This is a genomic window from Metapseudomonas resinovorans (assembly GCF_002003485.1).
GTDB lineage: Bacteria > Pseudomonadota > Gammaproteobacteria > Pseudomonadales > Pseudomonadaceae > Metapseudomonas > Metapseudomonas resinovorans_D.
Window position 1 is genome coordinate 75,259 of the sequence record NZ_BDMA01000089.1, and the last position, 20,904, is coordinate 96,162.

The 20,904-nt window shown below is 62.0% G+C and carries 14 protein-coding genes; 9 read left to right on the forward strand and 5 right to left on the reverse strand.

Annotation, left to right across the window (positions count from 1 at the left end; translation table 11 throughout):
* Nucleotide 1: 1 nt before the first annotated feature.
* The 5 genes from MnOB_RS25165 to MnOB_RS25185 all read left to right on the forward strand — a co-directional run bounded on the left by MnOB_RS25165 (nucleotide 2) and on the right by MnOB_RS25185 (nucleotide 8,251).
* Entirely contained in the window at nucleotides 2-1,603 is a 1,602-nt protein-coding gene (locus tag MnOB_RS25165) for a VWA domain-containing protein (protein WP_077527267.1), read from the forward strand.
* A complete protein-coding gene (locus tag MnOB_RS25170; RefSeq protein ID WP_077527268.1) occupies nucleotides 1,600-2,910 on the forward strand; it encodes a BatD family protein in 1,311 nt (436 codons plus the stop codon). Before MnOB_RS25165 ends, MnOB_RS25170 begins: the two co-directional genes overlap by 4 nt.
* A gap of 41 nt (nucleotides 2,911-2,951) precedes the next feature.
* Complete coding sequence (locus MnOB_RS25175) at nucleotides 2,952-3,953, forward strand: HAD family hydrolase (protein WP_077527269.1); 1,002 nt, start codon at nucleotides 2,952-2,954, stop codon at nucleotides 3,951-3,953.
* Between the two features lie 107 nt (nucleotides 3,954-4,060).
* Nucleotides 4,061-5,629 carry an arylsulfatase gene (locus tag MnOB_RS25180; RefSeq protein WP_077527270.1) on the forward strand — a complete coding sequence of 523 codons (1,569 nt, stop codon included), beginning with the start codon at nucleotides 4,061-4,063 and terminating at the stop codon, nucleotides 5,627-5,629.
* 81 nt (nucleotides 5,630-5,710) lie between these two features.
* Complete coding sequence (locus MnOB_RS25185) at nucleotides 5,711-8,251, forward strand: fused MFS/spermidine synthase (RefSeq protein ID WP_107504130.1); 2,541 nt, start codon at nucleotides 5,711-5,713, stop codon at nucleotides 8,249-8,251.
* 502 nt (nucleotides 8,252-8,753) lie between these two features.
* Here the strand turns inward: MnOB_RS25185 and MnOB_RS25190 are convergent.
* Together MnOB_RS25190 and MnOB_RS25195 are read right to left on the reverse strand one after the other, a co-directional pair.
* Entirely contained in the window at nucleotides 8,754-9,089 is a 336-nt protein-coding gene (locus MnOB_RS25190) for a hypothetical protein (protein WP_077527272.1), read from the reverse strand.
* 50 nt (nucleotides 9,090-9,139) lie between these two features.
* A complete protein-coding gene (locus tag MnOB_RS25195) occupies nucleotides 9,140-9,385 on the reverse strand; it encodes a hypothetical protein (RefSeq protein ID WP_077527273.1) in 246 nt (81 codons plus the stop codon).
* A gap of 275 nt (nucleotides 9,386-9,660) precedes the next feature.
* On the opposite strand from MnOB_RS25195, the gene MnOB_RS25200 reads away from it, so the two are divergent.
* Both MnOB_RS25200 and MnOB_RS25205 read left to right on the forward strand, forming a co-directional pair.
* Entirely contained in the window at nucleotides 9,661-10,797 is a 1,137-nt protein-coding gene (locus MnOB_RS25200; protein ID WP_199824597.1) for a response regulator, read from the forward strand.
* An 89-nt stretch (nucleotides 10,798-10,886) separates the two neighbouring features.
* The gene (locus MnOB_RS25205; RefSeq protein WP_077527275.1) at nucleotides 10,887-15,263 is read left to right on the forward strand and encodes a response regulator; all 4,377 of its coding nucleotides are present in this window, start codon (nucleotides 10,887-10,889) and stop codon (nucleotides 15,261-15,263) included.
* Between the two features lie 218 nt (nucleotides 15,264-15,481).
* On the opposite strand, the gene arcD is transcribed toward MnOB_RS25205, so the two are convergent.
* From arcD to MnOB_RS25220, 3 genes are all read right to left on the reverse strand, one after another.
* Nucleotides 15,482-16,972 (reverse strand): arginine-ornithine antiporter, encoded by a 1,491-nt coding sequence (gene arcD / locus MnOB_RS25210; RefSeq protein ID WP_265093696.1) that lies wholly within the window; start codon nucleotides 16,970-16,972, stop codon nucleotides 15,482-15,484.
* A gap of 370 nt (nucleotides 16,973-17,342) precedes the next feature.
* On the reverse strand, nucleotides 17,343-18,017 hold the full coding sequence (locus MnOB_RS25215) for a MarC family NAAT transporter (protein WP_077527276.1): 675 nt from the start codon (nucleotides 18,015-18,017) through the stop codon (nucleotides 17,343-17,345).
* 397 nt (nucleotides 18,018-18,414) lie between these two features.
* Nucleotides 18,415-19,290 (reverse strand): LysR family transcriptional regulator, encoded by an 876-nt coding sequence (locus MnOB_RS25220; RefSeq protein ID WP_158713858.1) that lies wholly within the window; start codon nucleotides 19,288-19,290, stop codon nucleotides 18,415-18,417.
* 185 nt (nucleotides 19,291-19,475) lie between these two features.
* Here MnOB_RS25220 and MnOB_RS25225 point away from each other — a divergent pair, with 185 nt between their 5' ends.
* Both MnOB_RS25225 and MnOB_RS25230 read left to right on the forward strand, forming a co-directional pair.
* Nucleotides 19,476-20,429: a DMT family transporter gene (locus MnOB_RS25225; RefSeq protein ID WP_158713859.1), complete on the forward strand. Its 954-nt coding sequence runs from the start codon at nucleotides 19,476-19,478 to the stop codon at nucleotides 20,427-20,429.
* Nucleotides 20,430-20,592: 163 nt separating this feature from the next.
* Complete coding sequence (locus MnOB_RS25230) at nucleotides 20,593-20,844, forward strand: hypothetical protein (protein WP_077527279.1); 252 nt, start codon at nucleotides 20,593-20,595, stop codon at nucleotides 20,842-20,844.
* Nucleotides 20,845-20,904: the final 60 nt, after the last annotated feature.

The window sequence follows — 20,904 nt, forward strand, 5'->3', positions numbered from 1 at the left end:
GATGACCATCGACCTCGGCGCCTTCCACTTCCTGCGGCCCCTCTGGTTGCTGCTGATGCTGCCGGGCGTCTTGCTGCCGCTACTCTGGATGCGCCGACATGACCTCAAGCGCCAGCTCGACGGTGTCATCGCGCCGCACCTGATGGAACGGCTGCTCATTACCCCGGAAGATCATCAACGCCTGCGCCCGGTCTACCTGCTTGGGGCTCTATTGGCACTCGGTGGCCTGGCCGCAGCGGGGCCGACCTGGGAACAGGACAACCCCGCCTTCCTCGACAACCGGGCGCCGCTGATCCTCGCGGTCGACCTCTCGCCGTCCATGGATGCCGACGACGTGCCACCCACGCGGCTCGCCGCCGCCAAGCGCAAGCTGCATGACCTGATCCAGCGCCGGGCCGGCGCCCGCACCGCGCTGATCGCCTACGCCGGCGGGGCACATCTGGTGCTACCCGCCACCGAAGACCCGACGCTACTGGATACTTTCGTCGAGGCGCTGGCCACCGATCTGATGTCGCAATCGGGTAAGGATGTGTTGGGCGTGATCGAACAGGCACGCAAGATTCTCGATGCGGAAAAGGCGCCCGGCACCCTGGTGCTGGTTACCGACGGAGCCGACGCCAGTCAGTTCGAGGCAATCGGCAAGAGTCTGGCGGGCGGCGATCTGCAGGTGCTCGTCCTTGCCGTCGGGAGTCGGGATGGTGGCCTGGTACGGGATGCTCGCGGCCAGCCGCTCATTGCTGCTGACGGCCGGCCAGTGGACGCGCGCTTCGACGAGGAAGGTCTGAAGCGCCTGGCCAACGCAGCCAATGCGCCCCTCGGCAGCCTGACCCTGAACGATGACGACCTCGACTGGATCGAGCTGCACGCCCAGCAGCACTTCCAGGCGGTGCAGGGCGATGGCCGGCAAGTGCACTGGAAGGATGCCGGCTACTGGCTGTGCTGGCCTCTGGCGCTGATTGCCCTGTGCTGCGTAAGGCGCGGCTGGCAGGTGCACTGGCTGGGGGGATTGCTGCTGGCCGTGTCGCTGCTCGGCATGCCGGCACCCGCCCGGGCCGGTGTCCTGGCAGATGCCTTCTTCACCCCGGACCAGCAAGGGCGCTGGGCCTTCGAGCATGGACATTACCCGGAAGCCGCTGCGCACTTTACCGACCCTTACTGGAAGGGCATGGCCGCGTACCAGGCGGCGGACTACCAACTGGCCCTGGCCAGCTTTGCGCGACTGAACAGCGCCAACGCGTATTTCTACCTTGGCAACACCTACGTCCGCCTGTTCAAGTTTCCCGAGGCCATCGCCGCTTACCAGCAGGCGCTGACGAAGCAGCCGGAGTTCCCCGAGGCCAGCGCCAACCTGGCCCTGGCCCAAGCGCTGCTGAAGGATTACGAGGACCAGCAGGAGGAGGGCACGCCCAACGAGAAACCCGACAAGGTTGTGGAAGACCAGACGCCTTCGCAGGGTGGCAAACAGGTGCAGCAGGACAAGGCCCAGGCCGCATCCGACCAGGTCTGGCTGAACAACCTCACCACCTCGCCGGCCATGTTCCTCAAGCGCAAGTTCGCGCTGCAGGAAGCGGCCCGCCAGCAAAGCGCTGAGGCATCGCAATGAAGCGCCTGGTGTGCCTGTTGCTGCTTTGCCTGCCATGGCTGGTGCAAGCCGCCGAACCCGAGGTGCGGGTGCAGCAGCGTCTGGTTCCGGCGGATGGCGCGGTGGTCGGCGGAATCGTCACTCTGGAGGTGGATCTGCTGGTGGACACCTGGTTCACGGCAGCGCCCGTCCTTCCGAAGCTCGACCTGCCCGGCGCGCTGGTGAGGCCGCCCACAGGTGAAGCGCAACACCTGACCGAGCAGCACGATGGCAAGACCTTCTTCGGCCTGCGCTACACGTACCAGATCACCCCACAAACGGCGCGGCGTTTCGACATCCCGGTCCTGGAGTTCCAGGTTCAGCCGGGGCAGGCGAGCGGGCCGGTGAAGATCAAGGGCCAGCCGCTGTCCTTCGCGGCCAAGGCCCTCGTGGGCGCGGGTGACGAGCAGCGGCTGGTGGCGAGCAGCGTGAAACTAACCCAGGACATCCAGCGCTCCCACGAGCCGTTGCGCCAGGGCGACAGCATCACCCGCCGTCTGCGGGTGGAGGCGGAGGGCGCCCAGGCCATGCTCATTCCGCCGCCGGTGTTCGCCGAAGTCAAAGGGCTCAAACGCTACGTTCAGACACCCAAGGTGCAACCGCTCAGTGATGGTCGTGGCGGCACCAACGGTGGGGCCCGCGACGACTCCGTGACCTACGTGATCGGTGATGCGGGCACCTTCGAGCTGCCGGCCATCAAGCTGAAATGGTGGGATGCGACTACCGGCGAAGCGCACAGCATTTCAGTACCGGCTGTAAAGCTCGAAGCGGCCAAGGGCGCTTACCAGGCGCCGTTCTCCATCAACGAAGACCTGCGCGCGTTGGGGCAGAAGGCCCAGGTGAGGGTATCCGGCCACTGGCTGCTGCTGGCCGTGCTGGTGTCGCTCGTGGCCGGGCTCGCGTACTTCGGCCGCCCCTGGGCGCGCGCCGCGCTGGTTGGTTGGCGGCGTTGGCGGGCGGCTCGCCAGCGGGCCTGGCTGGACTCCGCCGAGCATGCCTGGCAACTGGCTCGACAGCAGTTGGCAGCGCGCCCGGCGCAATTGGGTGGGCTGTACCTTTGGGTTCGCCGAAGTAATGGCAGTCGGACACTGTCGGAATTTTCTCAGCCGTTGCCCGACCGTATCGCGAATCGTTTGCTAGCCTACTTCAAGGCTCGCTACGGGTCGGAACCTTCCGACAATCAAGCAGCTTCCGATCTGTCGCAGGTATTGCCCGATGTGCGGCGCGCGGCGGCTGAAACGAGTAAGAAAGGCCGTGCCAGCCACGGATTGAAACCGCTCCGTCCCTGAGCCGGTGGGGCCAGGTAAATCGCTCTCAGCAAGGACGTCACATGCGCCCATCATCTGCCCTGAATAACTTGCGCTGGTGGTTCACATTGCTCCTGGTTCTGCCTTTGCTGGCGCAGGCGCAAGACCCGTTGCCATCCTGGAAGGACGGCCCGTCGCGCAAGTCCATCGAGGCCTTCGTCGCGGCGGTGACTACGGAAGGGGGCAAGGACTTCGTGCCGGAGGCCGAGCGCATTGCCGTCTTCGATAACGACGGCACCTTGTGGAGCGAGCAGCCGATGTACTTCGAGGTGCTGTTCGCCATGGACGAGGTCAGGCGTCTGGCACCGCAACATCCCGAATGGAAGGAGCAGCAGCCCTTCAAGGCGGTCCTCGAAGGTGACCACAAGGCCCTGGCCGAAAGCGGTACGGAGGGGATGATGAAGATCATCGGCGCCACCCATACCGGGATGAGCACCGACGAGTTCATCGCCCTCAGCCGGAGCTGGCTGGCAAAGTCCGTGCATCCGCGCAGCCAGAAACCCTACACCGAGATGATCTTCCAGCCGATGCGGGAACTGCTGGCGTTTCTGCGGGTAAATGGCTTCAAGACCTACATCGTCTCCGGCGGTGAAGTGGCCTTCATGCGCGCCTTCGCCGAAGAGGTCTATGGCGTTCCGCCGGAACAGGTGATCGGCACCAATTTCGCGTCGCAGTTCCAGGACAAGGACGGCAAGTTGTCGATCCAGCGCCTGCCCAAGCTCCTGCACAACGATGATGGGCCGGGCAAGCCGGTCAGTATCGACACCATCATCGGCCGGCGGCCGATCCTCGCCTTCGGCAATTCCGATGGCGACCTGCAAATGCTCCAGTGGACCATGGCCGGGGAGGGCAAACGCTTCGCCGGGCTGGTTCATCACACCGACGCCACGCGCGAATGGGCCTATGACCGGGAAAGCAAGATCGGCCGGCTGGACAAGGCTCTGGACGCGGCGAAAGCCGGCAACTGGACAGTGGTGGACATGGCAGGGGAGTGGAGCCGTGTCTATCCCTTCGAGCACAACTGACCACCCCTAACGAGGAACCGCAGGAACACAGGGACCCAGCCAAGCAGTCGGCATCTCTCGTGTACGTAGTCGTGGAGACACAGCAACGTGAGACGGAGAAAGGCCATATGAAGCGCAGTGGAAGATGGATAACGACATTTGCCCTGGCCGCGACAGCGGCAATGGGCATCTGTACCGCACAGGCCGCAGACACACCGAACATCCTGGTGATCTTCGGCGACGACATCGGCCAGACCAACATCAGCGCGTATAGCAAGGGTGTTGTGGGCTACCAGACGCCGAATATCGATCGCATTGCCAAAGAAGGGATGATGTTCACCGACTACTACGCGGAGAACAGCTGCACGGCGGGGCGTTCGACCTTCATCACCGGGCAGGCGATATTGCGCACGGGCCTTTCCAAGGTCGGTATGCCCGGCGTGCCGGTGGGCCTGCAGGCGCGTGACGTCACCATCGCCCAGGCGCTCAAGTCTCACGGCTATGCCACCGGCCAGTTCGGCAAGAACCACCTGGGTGACCGGGATGAGTACCTGCCGACCAACCATGGGTTCGACGAATTCTTCGGCAACCTCTATCACCTCAACGCCGAGGAAGAGCCCGAACGCCCCTATTGGCCGAAGGATGATGCGGCCTTCGTCAAGGCTGCCTCACCGCGCGGTGTGATCAAGTCCAGTGCCGACGGCAAGATCGAGGACACCGGTGCGCTGAACAGCAAGCGCATGGAAACCATCGATGACGAAACCACCCAGGCCGCCATCAACTTCATCGACAAGCAGGTCAAGGCCGACAAGCCGTTCTTCGTCTGGATGAACACGACGCGCATGCACGCCTTCACCCACGTGCGCGAATCCATGAAAGGGCAGAGCGGCATGGCGGGCAACGATTACGCCGACGGCATGCTCGAGCACGATGGCGACGTGGGCAAACTGCTCAAGACCCTGGATGACCTCAAGATCACCGACAACACCATCGTGGTCTACACCACCGACAACGGCCCGAACCAGTGGTCCTGGCCGGATGCCGCGACCACACCGTTCCGCAACGAGAAGAACTCCAACTGGGAGGGCGCCTATCGGGTACCGGCGATAATTCGCTGGCCGGGCAAGGTCAAGCCGGACTCCATCTCGACCCAGATGTTCTCCGGTCTCGACTGGTTCCCGACGCTGCTTGCCGCGGTGGGTGACACGGACATCAAGGATCGGCTGCTCAAGGGCACCGACCTCGGCGGCAAGAGCTTCAAGGTGCACCTGGATGGCTACAACCAGCTGGACTACCTGACTGGGAAATCCGACAAGAGTGCGCGGAACGAGTTCTACTACTTCAACGACGACGCAGAACTGGTGGGCATGCGCTTCGCCGACTGGAAAATCGTCTGGTGCGAACAACGTGCACCTGGCGGTCTGAAAGTCTGGAGCGAGCCCTTCACTTGCCTGCGGGTACCCAAGCTGTTCAACCTGCGCATGGACCCGTACGAGCGGGCGGATGTGGTTTCGGACCAGTACTACGACTGGCTGACCAAGAACGACTACCTGCTCTTCCAGGGCACGCAGAAGGCGGCGGGATTCCTGCAGACCTTCGTCGAGTACCCGCCGAGCCAGCGTCCAGCCAGTTTCAGCATTGATCAGATCCGTTCCGACGTGGACAAGAAAATCGAAGAGAAGATGAAACAGCAGTAGATCGACCCGGTGCCCGCCTCCTGGCGGGCACCTTCCTTTCAACTACCTTCTGCGGGTTAGCCAATCCGATAAGGCCAGTCGATGTCCTCAGCCGCGAGTTCGTCCCGTGCGCGTTCCCGAGCCACGGTGCGTGAAGATGCCCGCAAACGGCTTCCCTTGCAGATACTCATCCCCGCAGCGTTGCTGTTCGTTTCCGGCGGCGCGGCACTCGTCTACCAGGTGCTCTGGGTCAAACAGCTTTCGCTGGTGGTGGGGGTGGAGGTCTATGCCGTCACCACCGGCATCAGTGCCTTCTTCGCCGGGCTCGCCCTGGGTGGATTGGTGTTCGGTCGCTGGGCCGACTGCCTGCGCCGCCCCGTGCGCCTCTATGCCTTGCTGGAACTTGCGGTGGCCGTGCTGGGCGTTGGCGCCACGCTGGCTCTGGCCAATTCGGCCGGCCTGTTCGCGCGGCTGGAGGACAAGATCGGTTTGCTCGCCTGGCTGTTGCCCTTCCTGCTGGTAGGGCTGCCTGCCTTTCTCATGGGCGGCACCTTGCCCGTGCTGGTTCGCTCCCTCACGCCTGCCGACGGCCAACTGGGCGAAGCCGGTGGGCGGTTGTACGCGGCCAACACGGCGGGCGCCATTGCCGGCACCTTGCTGGCAGCCTTCGTCTTGCTGCCGCAACTGGGGGTGACCGGCAGCGCTCTCGCAGCCGCTTGCCTGAACCTGCTGGCCGCAGCCGGCGCCTGGGTCACCCGACGCGGTGACGATCTGCCGGTGCAGCCTTCTACAACCTCGCGGATGTCGCGCTCTCCTGGGGCGCGCCTCGCCATCGCCCTGTATTGCGTCGCGGGCGGTGTGGCCCTCGGCTACGAAGTGGTCTGGAGCCAGTCAATCGTTCAGTTCATGAGTACCCGCACCTTCGCCTTCGCCATGGTGCTCGCCACCTACCTGACCGGCTTGGTGCTGGGCAGCGCTCTGTATGCCCGCCGTGCCGACCGGATTCGGGACCCCTGGGGCCTGTTCGGCCTGCTGATCGCCGCTGCGGGCCTGATCGCCCTGTTGCAGGTGGCGGGCCTCGGCCGCTGGCTGGTGATCGCCCAGACCCAGGTGGAAATGCTCGTACTGCAGTCCACCGGCAACGAGCTGGCCGGCATGTGCGCGCGCTTCGCCACAGCGGCGCTGAGCATGGTCTTTCTACCGACGACCTTGCTCGGCGCTGCCTTTCCGCTGGCCCTGCGGTTGTCGGTGGAAAGCGGGCACGTCGGGCGTGACGTGGGTGCGGTGGTAGCCCTCAACACCTTGGGCGGCATTCTCGGCGTCGTGCTCACTGGCTTCCTGCTGGTGCCTGGCGTGGGTCTGGTGCGTACCCTGGCGGTCCTCGCCATGCTGGCGGCGCTGGTGGGCTGTATCTCCGCGTGGCGGGGTGCCAACGTCGGCCGGGGCAAGCGCGGCGCGATCCTGGCAGTAGCCGTGGCGACGCTGGCCGTCGGCATACTCACGCCGCCCCAGCGCCTGGCGGAACTGTTGCCCGGCGCGCGCAATGGGCAGATCACCTTCTACGAGGAGGGCAGAGGTGGCACCGTCGCCGTCGTGACCCAGGGACGGCAGGGGCGCGAATTCAGCCGCCTGTACATCCAGGGTGTGTCCAATACCGGCGATGCCATGCCGTCGTTGCGCTACATGCGACTGCAGGCATTGCTGCCGCTGCTGATTCAGCGTCACGAGCCACGTTCGGCGCTGGTCATCGGCTTTGGCACCGGCATCACCGCTGGCGCCATGTTGCGCTATCCCAGTCTGCAACGACCGGTGGTGGCGGAATTGCTGCCCGAGGTGCTGGCCGCGGCGCCGCTGTTCCACGGCAATTTCGACGCCGTGAACGACCCACGCCTGGATATCCGCCTGCGCGATGGCCGCCGTGAACTGCTGCGCAGCACCGAGCGCTACGACCTAGTCACCCTGGAGCCGCCACCCCCCTCGGCAGCTGGGGTGGTCAACCTTTACTCGAGGGACTTCTACCAGTTGGCCGCCTCGCGGTTGCAGCCCGGCGGCCTCGTTGCCCAATGGCTGCCGCTGCCGACACAGAACCTGGATGACAGCCGCTCCCTGGTGCGCAGCTTCCTCGATGTCTTCCCCCACGCGTCGCTCTGGACCACCGAATTCCACGAGATGCTGCTGATCGGTTCCCTGGAGCCCCAGGAGCTGGATGTCGCGCGAATCCGCCAACGCTTCGAGCAACCCGAAGTTGCTGGGGCGCTGGCAGAAGTGGGGGTAGATTCCGCGGCGGCCCTGCTTGCCACCTGGGTGACTGATCGTGACGGGCTGGAGCGCTTCGCCGGCGATGCCCCAGCCGTTACCGATGACCGGCCGCGAATCGAATATGCACCCTGGGTACGCAGCAAGGAGATAACGCGAGTCTTGCCGGAACTGCTGGCCCTGCGCTCGGCTCCGCCGCTGGTGAATGCAGACGCCGGTTTCCGTGGCGCCGTGGATGACCAATGGCGCTCGCTGGCGCGCTTCTACGCCCTGACGCTGCACGCCTACAACGGCAATCGCCAGGCCTGGGCCCGCGAAATCCGCGAGCTGGCCCGCAGCGACGGCGACAACCCCTATTACCGCTGGTTTATCGGGGGTGGGCAGTAGGCGAGCAATGGTGTGGGGTCTGCTTTTGTAGGTTGTGGCGGGCGGCGTTCCGCTAGAGCGGAGCGAAACCCAACGATCGGTGTAGCAACGTTGGGCCTCGTTCCTCGGACCAACCTACGGCAGAACTGCGTCCTGCTTGGCGAATGAATTCGCCCCTACAAGATGTATGCCGGGTTGAGCCAACGCACGGGCTGCCCCCTCTCCCTCTGGGAGAGGGTTGGGGTGAGGGATGATGCGTGTGGCAGAGAGGTGGGGAAATGCTCGGACGTAGGGTGGATGACGCTTTTTCCATCCACCATTTCCAGTTAACCAACGCACGACATTGCAATGTTGGGCCTCGTTCCTCGGACCAACCTACGGCAGGGCTGACGATTCGCCGGGCCTCGCAGGATGAAGCCAATCCAGTAGGGTGCGCCGTGCGCACCGGCGGTATGACGTGGCGTCGAAGCTGATCCTGAAATCGGTGCGCACAGCTACGGTTCAGACCGAACTGAATCGCCCCCTACACATGCCCTCGCATCGAGTCCAGGATCGTGTACAGCTTCTCCATTAGGCCGTCCCTCATCCGGTACGACGTAAGGGGGGCGTCTGTTGGGGGCGATTCTTCGCACAAAATCGCAAATTCCTCTGCGATCTGCTTGCACAGGCTTTGCAATTTTTCGGGTGAATCCCAGAGCGTTGGCTCCAGAGCCGGCAGTACGATCATGTGGTGGCTGGTGAGGCTTTCCAACTGCAGGTTTATCGCCCCATCTTCTTGTCGTGTCACGACGCACTGATATCCCGGCATCAAATCTTCGAAGCGCACTTCAATGTCCCGATTATCACTTGCGGTGTTCATGGTGGGTCTCCTCAACCCGTAAAGGGAACAGCGAATGCCGAGACGTCGGCTCAACACTCGGGAGAGCTGAATACGGGACAGCCATCCTCATCGATGTGCAGCAACTTGCTAAGTGCGTCCCGGGCAGCAAGCACAGCATCCGTCCGTCGCTTGAAGTGCGTTCGGTCATAAACCTGATGGAGATGGGGTTCGATGTCGAGGTGATGCGGCTTGATGGCGATGAATGCCAGAACGTGATCACCATTGAGATGGGTCTCTGTCCAGGCGGCATGCCCGGGGAAGTCTCGTCGATTCATGGCGGCCTCCTGCAGGGTGCGACGCAGACGCGGGATACTCAATATGGCTCAACGAGCAGGAATTGGGGAGCGTGTCGATGAATGGCTGACGCCGAACCCCGACAACCCGGCCAGGCAGGTCCGGCCGGCCGCGGTGGCATGTCGATCAATGGAGGACCGCACGCGCGTGGTCAAATTCCTGGAATAACCGAACGCTTATCTATACTGACTTCGCACGCCGGTTCCGGAGTACGGATGGAAGACGCAGGGCAATATCCACTTGGGGAGAAATGGAGATGAATCCGGCAAGTCTTGGCGAAAAACCCACAGTCCTGATCGTGGACGACACCCCTGACAACCTGACCCTGCTGGCTGACCTGCTGAAAGTCATCTATCGGGTCAAGGCTGCGCGCGACGGAGACAAGGCTCTGCAGATCGCAGGCAGCGACGACAAGCCGGATCTCATCCTGCTCGACGTGATGATGCCTGGCCTCTCCGGTTTCGATGTCTGCCGCCAACTCAAGGCGCAGCCCCATACCCGTGATATCCCGGTCATCTTCCTCACCACCCAGGGGGCGATCGAGGACGAGCTTCGCGGACTGGAGCTTGGCGCGGTCGACTACATCACCAAGCCGATCAACCCGCCCACGGTTCTGCTGCGGGTGGATAACCACCTGAAGATCAAGGCTGCCGCCGACTTTCTGCGCGATCAGAACGACTTCCTCGAACAGGAGATCGCCCGGCGCACCCAGGAGGTGATCGCGATTCAGGACGTGACCATCCAGGCCCTCGCGTCCCTTGCCGAGACCCGCGACAACGAGACCGGCAACCATATCCGGCGCACCCAGCACTACGTGCAGGCGCTCGCTGAGCACTTGAAGGATCACCCTCGTTTTGCCGCTGAGCTGGACGCGAATACCCGTCGTCTGCTGTACAAATCAGCACCGCTTCATGACATCGGCAAGATCGGCATTCCAGACAGCATCCTGCTCAAGCCGGGGCGGCTGACGATGGAAGAGTTCGAGGTCATGAAGACGCACACGACGCTCGGTCGCGATGCCCTGCAGCGTGCCGAGGACCAACTCGGCGTGGAGGTTCCCTTCCTGCGGCTGGCCAAGGAAATCGCCTATGGCCACCAGGAAAAATGGGACGGTAACGGTTATCCCGAGGGCAGGGCGGGCGACCAGATTCCGGTATCGGCACGCCTGATGGCGGTGGCGGACGTCTACGACGCGCTGATCAGCCGTCGTGTCTACAAGCCCGGTATAAGCCATGAAGACGCTGTCGCATTGATCAGCGAAGAGCGGGGCCGTCATTTCGACCCAGATGTGGTCGACGCCTTCCTGGCGATAAAGGAGCAGTTCCAGGCCATCGCCGAGCGCTACGCCGACAGTGAGCAGGATTTGAAGGCCAAGGCCAGCAGAGGGGCGTGAAGCGCACCCGTGTGATGCGCTTTCGGACACAGTCGATTGCGTTACCCGAGCCACCCTGTCTGGCGGCCTGTTCATAAAGGCGAATTCAGATGATGTCTCCGTTCGACTTTTTGCAGCGTTTGCCCCTGCGCCTGAAACTGCAGTTCGGCTTCGGCGGAATTCTTCTGCTGGCGCTGTTTCTGGGGCTGTACAGCCTGCGAGTGCAATACCTGCAGAACCAGCAAATCCGCCAGATCTACTCTCAGGACATGCTGGGCCTGGTCCATATCGATTCCGCGCGCGTCGCGCTCGCGGAAATAGGCCTGCACCTGCGTCAGTCGGTGCTGGCCAGCGATGACAAGGAGCGGTCCGATGCACGGCGACAGCTAACCGATGCCATCGAGCTGCTTGACCGCGAGATGGAGCTGGCGCGACCTCTTATCTTCCGCGCGCCGAATCAGCAGAACCTCCTCCGTTTCGACATGGCCTTCGCGGAATACCAGCGACAGTTGGATAAAGTGCTGGAACTGCAGGTTTCGAGTGCTTCCCGCAGCGCGGAAAGTGCGCGGCTTGCCGCCAGCGCCTTGATCGACTCGCCAGCCTTCTTGCGAGCAGGGGCCGCAGCCGCCCAAGCGCTTACACAGATGGCCAGGATCAAGCGCGAAGGGGCGGACATCGGCGTGGCTTCGGCGGCCGAGCGCCTCGATCGAAGCGTGCAGCTGACCTTGTGGTTGCTCGTGCTCGGAATGCTCGGGGGCATCATCTTCGGCTATCTCATCAGTCTGTCCATCCGCCGGCCGGCCGAAAGCCTACGCAAGACTGTGGAAACCCTGAGCAGCGGAAATCTTGATGTCGAGGTCCCGTTCCAGGATTACCCCAATGAAATAGGCGGCCTTTCCCGGGCACTGCTGTTGCTTCAATCGGAGGCGCAGCAAATGGCGGCCCAGCGCTGGGTCAAGACCCATGTGGCGGCCATCAGCCGCGACCTGCAATCGGCCAGCAATTTCACTGAGCTGAGCGAGCGGTTTCTCGGGGCCATCGCGCCGTTGCTGGGTATTGGAAGCGCGACCGCGTACGGCCATGACGAAGCCCATCATCGCCTGATCTTGCTGGGGTGCTATTCAGCCTCCACCCAATCACCGCCGCCGCGCCATCTGCGTCTGGGCGAAGGACTGGCCGGCCAGTGCGCGCAGGAACGGCGCACCATCACACTGGAGCAGCCTCCGGCCGACTACCTGCACATAAGCTCCAGCCTGGGTGAGGCGGCGCCTGCGGTGGTGACTATCCTGCCGCTGCTGCGCGGTGAACGCCTGCTGGGGGTGCTGGAGCTGGCCAGCTTCCGTCCGCTGGAGCCCAATCAGCAGAGCCTGCTCGACGAACTCCTTCCGCTGCTGGTAATGAGCGCCGAAATACTGGAACGCACCTTGCGCACCCACCAACTGCTGGCTGAAACCCGCGAGCAGGCGGCCCAGATGGAGGCGCAGCAGCAAATCATCCAGACCACCAAAGCCTGGTATCGAAGCATCATCGAATCGGCGCCTGACGGCATGATGGTGGTGGATCGCAGCGGTGCCATCATCCTCGCCAATCCCAAGCTGGAAGAGTTGTTCGGCTATGACAGCGGCGAGCTGATCGGCGTCCGGGTAGAGCAGTTGGTGCCGGAGGCGTCCAGGGCCAAGCACGAGCCACTGCGCAGCCAATACTTCGAGCAAGGTCATACCCGCCAGATGGGCGGCACCAGCACGGACCTGCGCGGACTGCGCAAGGACGGCAGCCACTTCTCGGTGGAAATCGGCCTTTCACGGTTGCCGGAGCTGCACAACCATGAACTGTGCGTCTGCGCGTCGGTCCGTGACATCAGCGAACGACGCGCCATGGAAGCCGTGATTCTGGAAAGCGAAGAACGCCTGAAAAGCATCCTGGACCGCAGTCCGGTGAGCGTCGCGTTCGCAACCCAGGGCCAGATCCATTTTGCCAACCCGCGGTTCGTCGAAACCTTCGGCCTAACCGCCGGGGACATGGTGCCGCAGATATACGTCAACCTGCTCGATCGGGACGATGTGTGGGCCCATCTTCAGGCTGGCGAACCCTACTACGAACGCGAAGTGCAGATGTACGACAGCCAGGGGCGCGAACGCGAAATGCTCGCCACTTATCTGCCGATGCAGTATCGCGGCGAGTTTGGTGTTCTCGGTTGGCACATCGACATTACCCAACGCAAGGCTGCGGAGCGGGCCATGCTCCGCGCCAAGCAGCTGGCCGAGGAAGCGACGCAAGCCAAGAGTCACTTCCTGGCCAACATGAGCCACGAGATTCGCACGCCGATGAACGTCATCATCGGCATGAGCTGCCTGGCCTTGAAGACCGAGCTGGACCGCAAACAGCGCAACTACGTGGAGAAGATCAACCTCTCTGCGGAGAACCTGCTGGGCATCATCAATGACATCCTCGATTTCTCGAAGATCGAAGCCGGAGCGATGGCCGTCGAGCGAATCGGCTTCCGACTCGAAGATGTGATGGAGCATTTCGCCAGCGTGGTTGGTTTCAAGGCCGAGGAGAAGCAGCTGGAGTTGCTGTTCCAGCTCGACTACGACCTGCCCACTGCGCTGCTGGGGGACCCGCTGCGTCTCGGCCAGGTATTGATCAATCTCGGCAACAATGCGGTCAAGTTCACCGAGACGGGGGAAATCGTGGTTGGCGTCGAGCAGGTCGCCGCCGCCGGGCCGGACGTCGAGCTGCATTTCTGGGTCAGGGACAGTGGTATCGGGATGACGCCGGAGCAGTGCGAGCGCATCTTCCAATCCTTCATGCAGGCCGACTCCTCCACTTCGCGCAAATACGGCGGCACCGGCCTGGGTCTGGCGATCTCGCACAAACTGGTGGAACTGATGCAGGGCCGGATCTGGGTAGAAAGCGAGCCTGACCGTGGCTCAACCTTCCATTTCCACGCACGCTTCGGCCGCCAGGAACACGCGCGGCCACGGCGGGTCATGCGCGCTGAAGAGCTATTGGGCTTGCGTGTGCTGGTGGTCGATGACAATGCCTCGGCCCGGGAAATTCTCTCGACCATGGCTCATAGCTTCGGACTGGAAGTGGACGTTGCGCGCACCGGTCGCGAGGCCCTGCAGTTGTTGAGCCGCGCCGCACAGAAAGAGCTGCCTTACCGGCTCTTGCTGATCGACTGGAAGATGCCTGAAATCGACGGCATCGAGGCCGTGCGCCAGTTGCACGACGGTGGCGGGGACGTGCCAGCGGTGATCATGGTGACCGCCTTCGGGCGGGAGGACGCCCTCGATGCCGCGCGTGTGCAGGGCGTAACGCTGGACTTCGTGCTCACCAAACCGGTGACACCGTCCTCACTGCTGGAAGCGATCAACCAGGTGCTGGGTGGTGCGTCCCCGACGGAAACCCGCAGCACTGAACGCCACGGCCAGACCGAGAACGCCAAGGCGGCTCTAGCCGGCAGCCGCGTGCTACTGGCGGAAGACAACCCATTGAACCAGGAGCTGGCGGTGGAGGTGCTCACGGATGCCGGCATCGAGACCGTGCTGGTCAGCAATGGCCAGGAAGCGCTCGATCTGCTGGCTGTGGACCAGCGTTTCGACGGCATTCTCATGGATTGCCAGATGCCCTTGGTGGATGGCTACGACGCGACCCGTGCGATTCGCCAGCGGCCACAGCTGACCGGCATTCCGATCATTGCCATGACCGCCAACAACCTCGCTACCGATCGTCAACTGGCGCTGGATGCGGGCATGGACGATCACATCGCCAAACCGCTGAACCTGGACACGATGTTCGCCACGCTGGCGCGCTGGATCACTCCAGCCCAGGCCCGCACCCTGGCCCCCAGGCAGACCGCACCCACCGTGCAGTCGACCTTGCCTGCATTGGCCGGCATCGATCAGCAGAAAGGGCTCGCCACCTGTAGCGGCAAGCTGTCCCTCTATCAACGGTTGTTGCTGAAGTTTCGCGATGGCCAGCGGGACTTCGCCAACCTCTTTGAAGAAGCGCGAGTCGGAAGTGATCCCACCGCTGCCCAGCGCGCCGTCCACAGCCTGCGGGGCGCCGCTGCCAATATTGGAGCGGTGGAGGTAGTCGAATCAGCCGCTCGGCTGGAGCAGGCCTGCCGGCAGAACGCCCCGACCGAGCGTATCGACCTCTTGCTGGGCGAGCTGCTGACCGACCTGGCAATCGTCATTCAGGCGCTCGCCGCTCTGGACAACCCTCCGGCAGCAACTGGCGGTTCCATTGAGAGCGACCAGGCCCATCTGTCCGACCTGTTCGATCGCCTCCGGCGCTGCCTGGCGCAAAGTGATACGGCCGCTGAAGAACTCATCACGGAGATCTGTGAACAGTTTCGGGGCCGACCAGGGGAGGACACCCTGAGGCGTGTCGCCAAGGCCGTGGACTCGTTCGATTTTGACCAGGCCCTGGCGCTGCTGGACCAACTGGAACACCCGGACCGCAACGCCATCGGCAAATGACGTTGCTGTATATGCAGTAGGTGTTGTAAGTGGCTGCATTGCCCGTAGGAGCTGGCTTGCCAGCGAATGGCCCCTTTTCGCTAGCAAGCTAGCTCCTACAAGGCTCCTGGACCGACTATCGATTTCTGACAACAGCTAACGCAGATATAGCCAATGACGTTGCACCTCCGGCGAGTCCATGGCGGCACGGACTTTCGTCCGCCATGGACCGTCCTCGATCAGAGGCTGAGGAAGCCGCTGTAGAGGCCGTAGCCGGCGATCAGGGCGCCGATCAGTACCACCAGGAAAATCACCTTCTCCACCCCGGTGAACACCGGCTGGCCCAGCTCTCGCTTGGCCTTGGCGAACAGGATCGCGCCCGGTGCATAGAGGAGGGCCGACAGCAGCAGGTATTGCACGCCTGCCGCGTAGACCAGCCAGACGGCATAGAGCACGGCGACCAGCGCAATCACCAGATCCTTGGTTCGTTCACCGGGCGCCTGTTCGTAGGTCTCGTTACGGAACGCCAGCAGCAGCGCGTAGGCGGCTGACCAGAAGTACGGCACGAGGATCATCGAGGTCGCCAGGTACAGCAGGCTCAGGTAGGTGGAGCTGCTGAACAGGGTGATGATCAGGAACAGCTGGATCAGCCCGTTGGACAGCCACAAGGCATTGGCCGGGACCTGGTTGGCGTTCTCCTTGCGAAGGAACTCCGGCATGGTGTGATCGCGGGCACTGGCAAACAGAATTTCGGCACACAGCAGGGTCCAGGACAACAGCGCGCCGGCGAGGGAAATGATCAGCCCCACGCTGATGAGGACCGCGCCCCAATGACCAACCACGCTTTCCAGCACGCCTGCCATCGACGGGTTCTTCAGTCCGGCCAACTGGGCCTGGGCCATGATGCCCTGGGACAGCACATTGACCAGAACCAGCAGCAAGAGCACCGCGACGAAGCCGATCACGGTGGCCTTGCCGACATCGCTACGCTTCTCGGCGCGCGCGGAGAAGATGCTGGCGCCCTCGATGCCGATGAATACCCAGACCGTGACCAACATCATGTTGCGGACCTGGTTCATCACCGTCCCCAGGTCGCTGTTGCCGGCGCCCCAGAAGTCGGACGTGAACACGTCCATCTTGAATGCCACGGCGGCGATGACGATGAACAGCGCCAGCGGCACCATCTTGGCGATGGTGGTCAGGGTGTTGATGAAGGCGGCTTCCTTGATTCCCCGTAGCACCAGGAAGTGCAGGAGCCACAGCAGCACCGACGCACAAACCATCGCCGGCAGGGTGTTGCCCTCGCCGAACATGGGGAAGAAGAAACCCAGCGTGCCGAACAGCAGCACCATGTAACTGACGTTGCCGATCCAGGCGCTGATCCAGTAGCCCCAGGCCGAAGAGAAGCCCATGTAGTCGCCAAATCCGGCCTTGGCGTAGGCATACACACCGCCGTCGAGCTTGGGTTTGCGGTTGGCGAGGGTCTGGAATACGAACGCCAGCATCAGCATGCCGACCCCGGTGATGAGCCAGCCGATCAGGGTGGCGCCGGCGCTGGCGCTGTTGGCGATGTTCTGCGGCAGCGAGAAGATGCCACCACCCACCATCGAGCCGACGACCAGGGCGATCAGTGCGCCCACTTTCAGTTTGTCGCTGGAGGTAGCGACCTGTGTCTGTTTACCGGGCTCCGCCTGCTTGCCCAGGTCTATGTTGCTGGTTGAGTCGACCATAAAAAGCTCCTTGCCGAATTGGCATCGCGCAAAAGAATGGCCGGCCAGCAAGAAATGGTCTCAACCGCACAATATGACCCTTCGAGTGGTCCACGCCACCGAACAGACTGCTTGACTCTCTGCTGGAGTTGGTTCGCTTCAACTCGCGCCCCGCAGCCGGGCACTGCTCTCTACAAAGTCGTGGTGTTCGCGACAGCTTCGCCTGGTCCGGAGGGATCAGCTCCCTACGCCTACTTGGCGCTCCCGTGTTCAGGGTTCCGCTGTCGAAAGCAGTTTTAGTGTAGCGACGGGTGGAAGGTTCGACAGGTTATTTCCAGAGATAGATATTCAATGGCGAGTGAACATGGTCACTGGTGGACTCTGGATGAGTTCATGGATGGCGAAGTAGTTGCACGTTGTTATTGATCAGAGTTTGTACGATTTCTATCGAGCCATTGATGGCGAATTGAACGCCCATGCATACGAGCAGAAATCCCATAATTCGCGAGATGGCATCAATGCCTGACGGGCCGGTAATCCTCATGATCAGATCCGAGGCCCGCAAACTACCCCAGAGTATCAGCGCGGTTGAAAGGAAGATTAACGGCGGTGCCGTCATTATTATCCAGGGCGGAAAGCTCGTACTGTGCTTGAGGGTGGCCGAAGCACTGATGATCAGCGCAATGGTGCCCGGTCCAGTGGTGCTGGGCATGGCTAGCGGGATGAACGCAAAACTGGCTCGTTTTGCCTCGCCGTTGCGAGATGCGGAGGGTGGTGCAGGTTGAGGAAAGAGCATTCTTGCGCCAATTATTATCAGGATTCCTCCGCCAGCAATTCTCAAACCCGGTATGGAAATATTGAAAATATCCATGACCAGTTCACCTATGTAGTAGGTGAATATCATGATGAGAAAGACATTAAGTGACGTCAGGAATGCCTGTTTGTTCTTTTCTTCCCGTGTGAGTCCCTGTGAAAGGGCGAGAAAAAGCGCCACTGTGGTAGGCGGATTTACCAATGGCAGCAATGCCAGCAGCCCCAGCATAACGGCGTTGAACAAGTCACCCATGCTTCGCCATCCTGAAAGTATTCCGGTGATTCTCTCTACGCCAACGCTTCGCTATTGATATCGATTGCGTCGGTATCGCATCTCAATATAGACAGCCGAACTGATTGCATCTCGTACGGGTGGGCCGATTCGCCCCCACAGGGTTTGTGCGGAGCTGAGTCTTTACACGCACAGCTCCCTCTCCCTCTGGGGTGAAGAGGCACGCTTTTGGAAGCACCGCTTCCAGTGCCAATGAACGCCTGAGCGCGAAGCGATCAGGCCGGGGCGCAGAGCGGGGTTGGGGTGAGGGAAGCAGGTGGGCTCGGAGTCTGATGTGTTGGGTTTCGCTGCGCTCAGCACCAACCTACGGGGCCGCTGCGCGGCCCTTTGCGAATGAATTCGCCCCCACAAAAAACGTTCACTCAGGTGAAGAAACGAACCGCTCTGACAGGAAGTCGATGAACGCCCGTGTCCGAGCCGGGACAAAGTTGCTAGGGGCCCTGAGTGCATAGATAGCCGAGTCTGACGACCGTGAAAAATCCTCTAGCAGCGGGACCAGGCCGCCGGACTTCAGGTCGTCGCGCACCATGAACTCTGGAAGGCGGGCTATTCCGGCCCCGGCCAGGCACAGGGTGCGAATGGCCTCGACACTGTTGCAGGAAAAACTTCCCTCCAGTCGAATTTCCCGATTCGACGCGGAACGAAACTCCCAATCGTTGAACCGGCTTTCGAAGTTGAGTTTCAAGCACAGGTGCTCCGCGAGATCGACAGGCTTGGCTGGTACTCCGTGCAACTCGAGGTAGCGGGGGGAAGCGCAAATGATTCGTTCATTCGATGCCAGTTTCTGCGCGACCAGACTTGGGTCGGATACCGCGCCGCTCCTTATCGCGACATCGATGCGTTCGTGCCTGAGATCGACAATGGCGTCCGTCAGGGTCAGGTTCACTTTTATATCCGGGTAGAGCCGCATGAAATCGACGACGGCAGGCACTACATGGTGGTGACCGAAGGCATTTGAAGACGTCACTCTCAACATGCCCCGTGGCGCATCGGAATCAAGCAACACAGCAGCTTCCAAGGCCTGGATATCCGCGAGGATCGGTCGTGCTTCGCGCACATACCGCTCCCCAGCATCCGTCAGTGCCACCATCCGCGTCGTGCGCGACAACAGCTGGATGCCGAGCCGATCCTCCAGGCGCTGAACGCGTTTGCTGATAGCCGAGTGGGTCATTCCAAGCTTGCGCGCGGCCGGTGAAAAACCACCTGCGTCCACCACTGCAACCAGGATTGCCATGTCGCTGTACCTGTCCATCGGAGCCTCTTTTTTGTTCCGTTATGGAACAGGTCCCTGGAAATTTCAACGAATTCCAATTTTTTTGTACAGGCCAGAGAATGCCTCCGGCGGGACCGAGATCGTCGATCTGCCGGATCGATAAAGAACAATCCGGCATGCAGTCACATCCATCCGAGAGCGTAGCGATGAAACCCACATTCACGACTGGCATTGCTGCCGCGACTTTCGCCTCCCTCACCTGGTCGATGAACTTCGTCGCGCCGCTTTTCATCGGTGAATATTCGATCTTCGATCTTGCGGCCTGCCGATACATCATCTCCGGATTGATTGGTGCGGTGATTCTGCTAGCCAATATCGAATCTTGCCGAAGGTTTGGCTGGAAAGACTGGCTGACCGCCGCCGGGCTGGGATTCATCGGGTATGTGGGGTACTTCATGGCGGTTGTCCTGGCGGCTACCTATGCGGGCCCGGTCATCGCGCCTGCCTTTCTGGGGCTGGTGCCCGTCGCTCTAGCCATCAGCGGTAATGTCCAGGGTGGAATCTCCTGGCGATTGCTTCAGGTTCCGTTTGGACTGGCTGCGCTCGGACTGCTCCTGGTCAATGTCCAGAGCGTTGCCCAGGCTGAAGGGCTCCCGCACACCTCGCTGGTGATCGGAACAGGGGCATCCCTCGCAGCCGTGGCGCTGTGGGTCTGGTTCGGACTCGCCAATCAACGTGCCCTGATGAAACGCCCCGGCATGAATGCCTGGATCTGGACCGCCATGATGATGGTCGGCGGTGGTCTGCAAACCCTGGTATTCATTCCCATCGGAGCGAGCATGGAATTGTTCAACGCCCCCAAACTGGGGTTAGGAGCGAGCGCCATCACCCATCTGTATCTGCCGGCGCTCATGCTTGCTGCGGTTGCGTCGATGGGCGGTGCGTGGGCCTGGACCCTGGCGTCCCAGCGCCTCCCCATAGCGCTCGCCAGCCAACTGCTGTCCCTGGAGATGGTGTTCGCCACGTGCCTGGGGCTGCTGTTCCATCACCGGTGGCCTACAGTTCCAGAGGCGCTGGGTGTTGCGCTCATCGTCTTCGCTGTGGTGAAAGCTATCGGCGTCTTCCATGGTCATTCCGGCAGGCTCGCTGCAGCGCATTGAGTAGCTGCGCTAATGCAGACACTGTTCATTTGATAGGGAAGGGGAGACCCGTTAGTGCCGTTTGGCAGGTAAGAGGTCGCACAGCGCTCCGAGCGTTATCCTGAGCGCAGGCGACTGAAACCGGCTCAAAGGCGAAGTGGAAGCGGAGGCTTCTGGAGGACCGATGAAGCAGAGGCTCCAGCAACGACTACAAACGCAGATTTCCGAGACGCTGCCCGGGTTCATGGTGCAGTGTGAGTTCACTGGCAAACACCTGATCGACGTCTACCTGAGGAACGAGAAGACCCGTGAGGCGGCCCGAATTACGGGCGTGAACACGGCCGACCTGACCGGTCCGGGGGCACTGGACGCAACGGTTGATCAACTGCTGTTCGAGATTGAAGCGCTTATAGAATCCCAGCGTTCGGACAAGTAACGAGGGCGCGATCTAGCAACGGCGGTGGGATTTTCCCGGAGCCCGTGTAGGAGCGAGCCG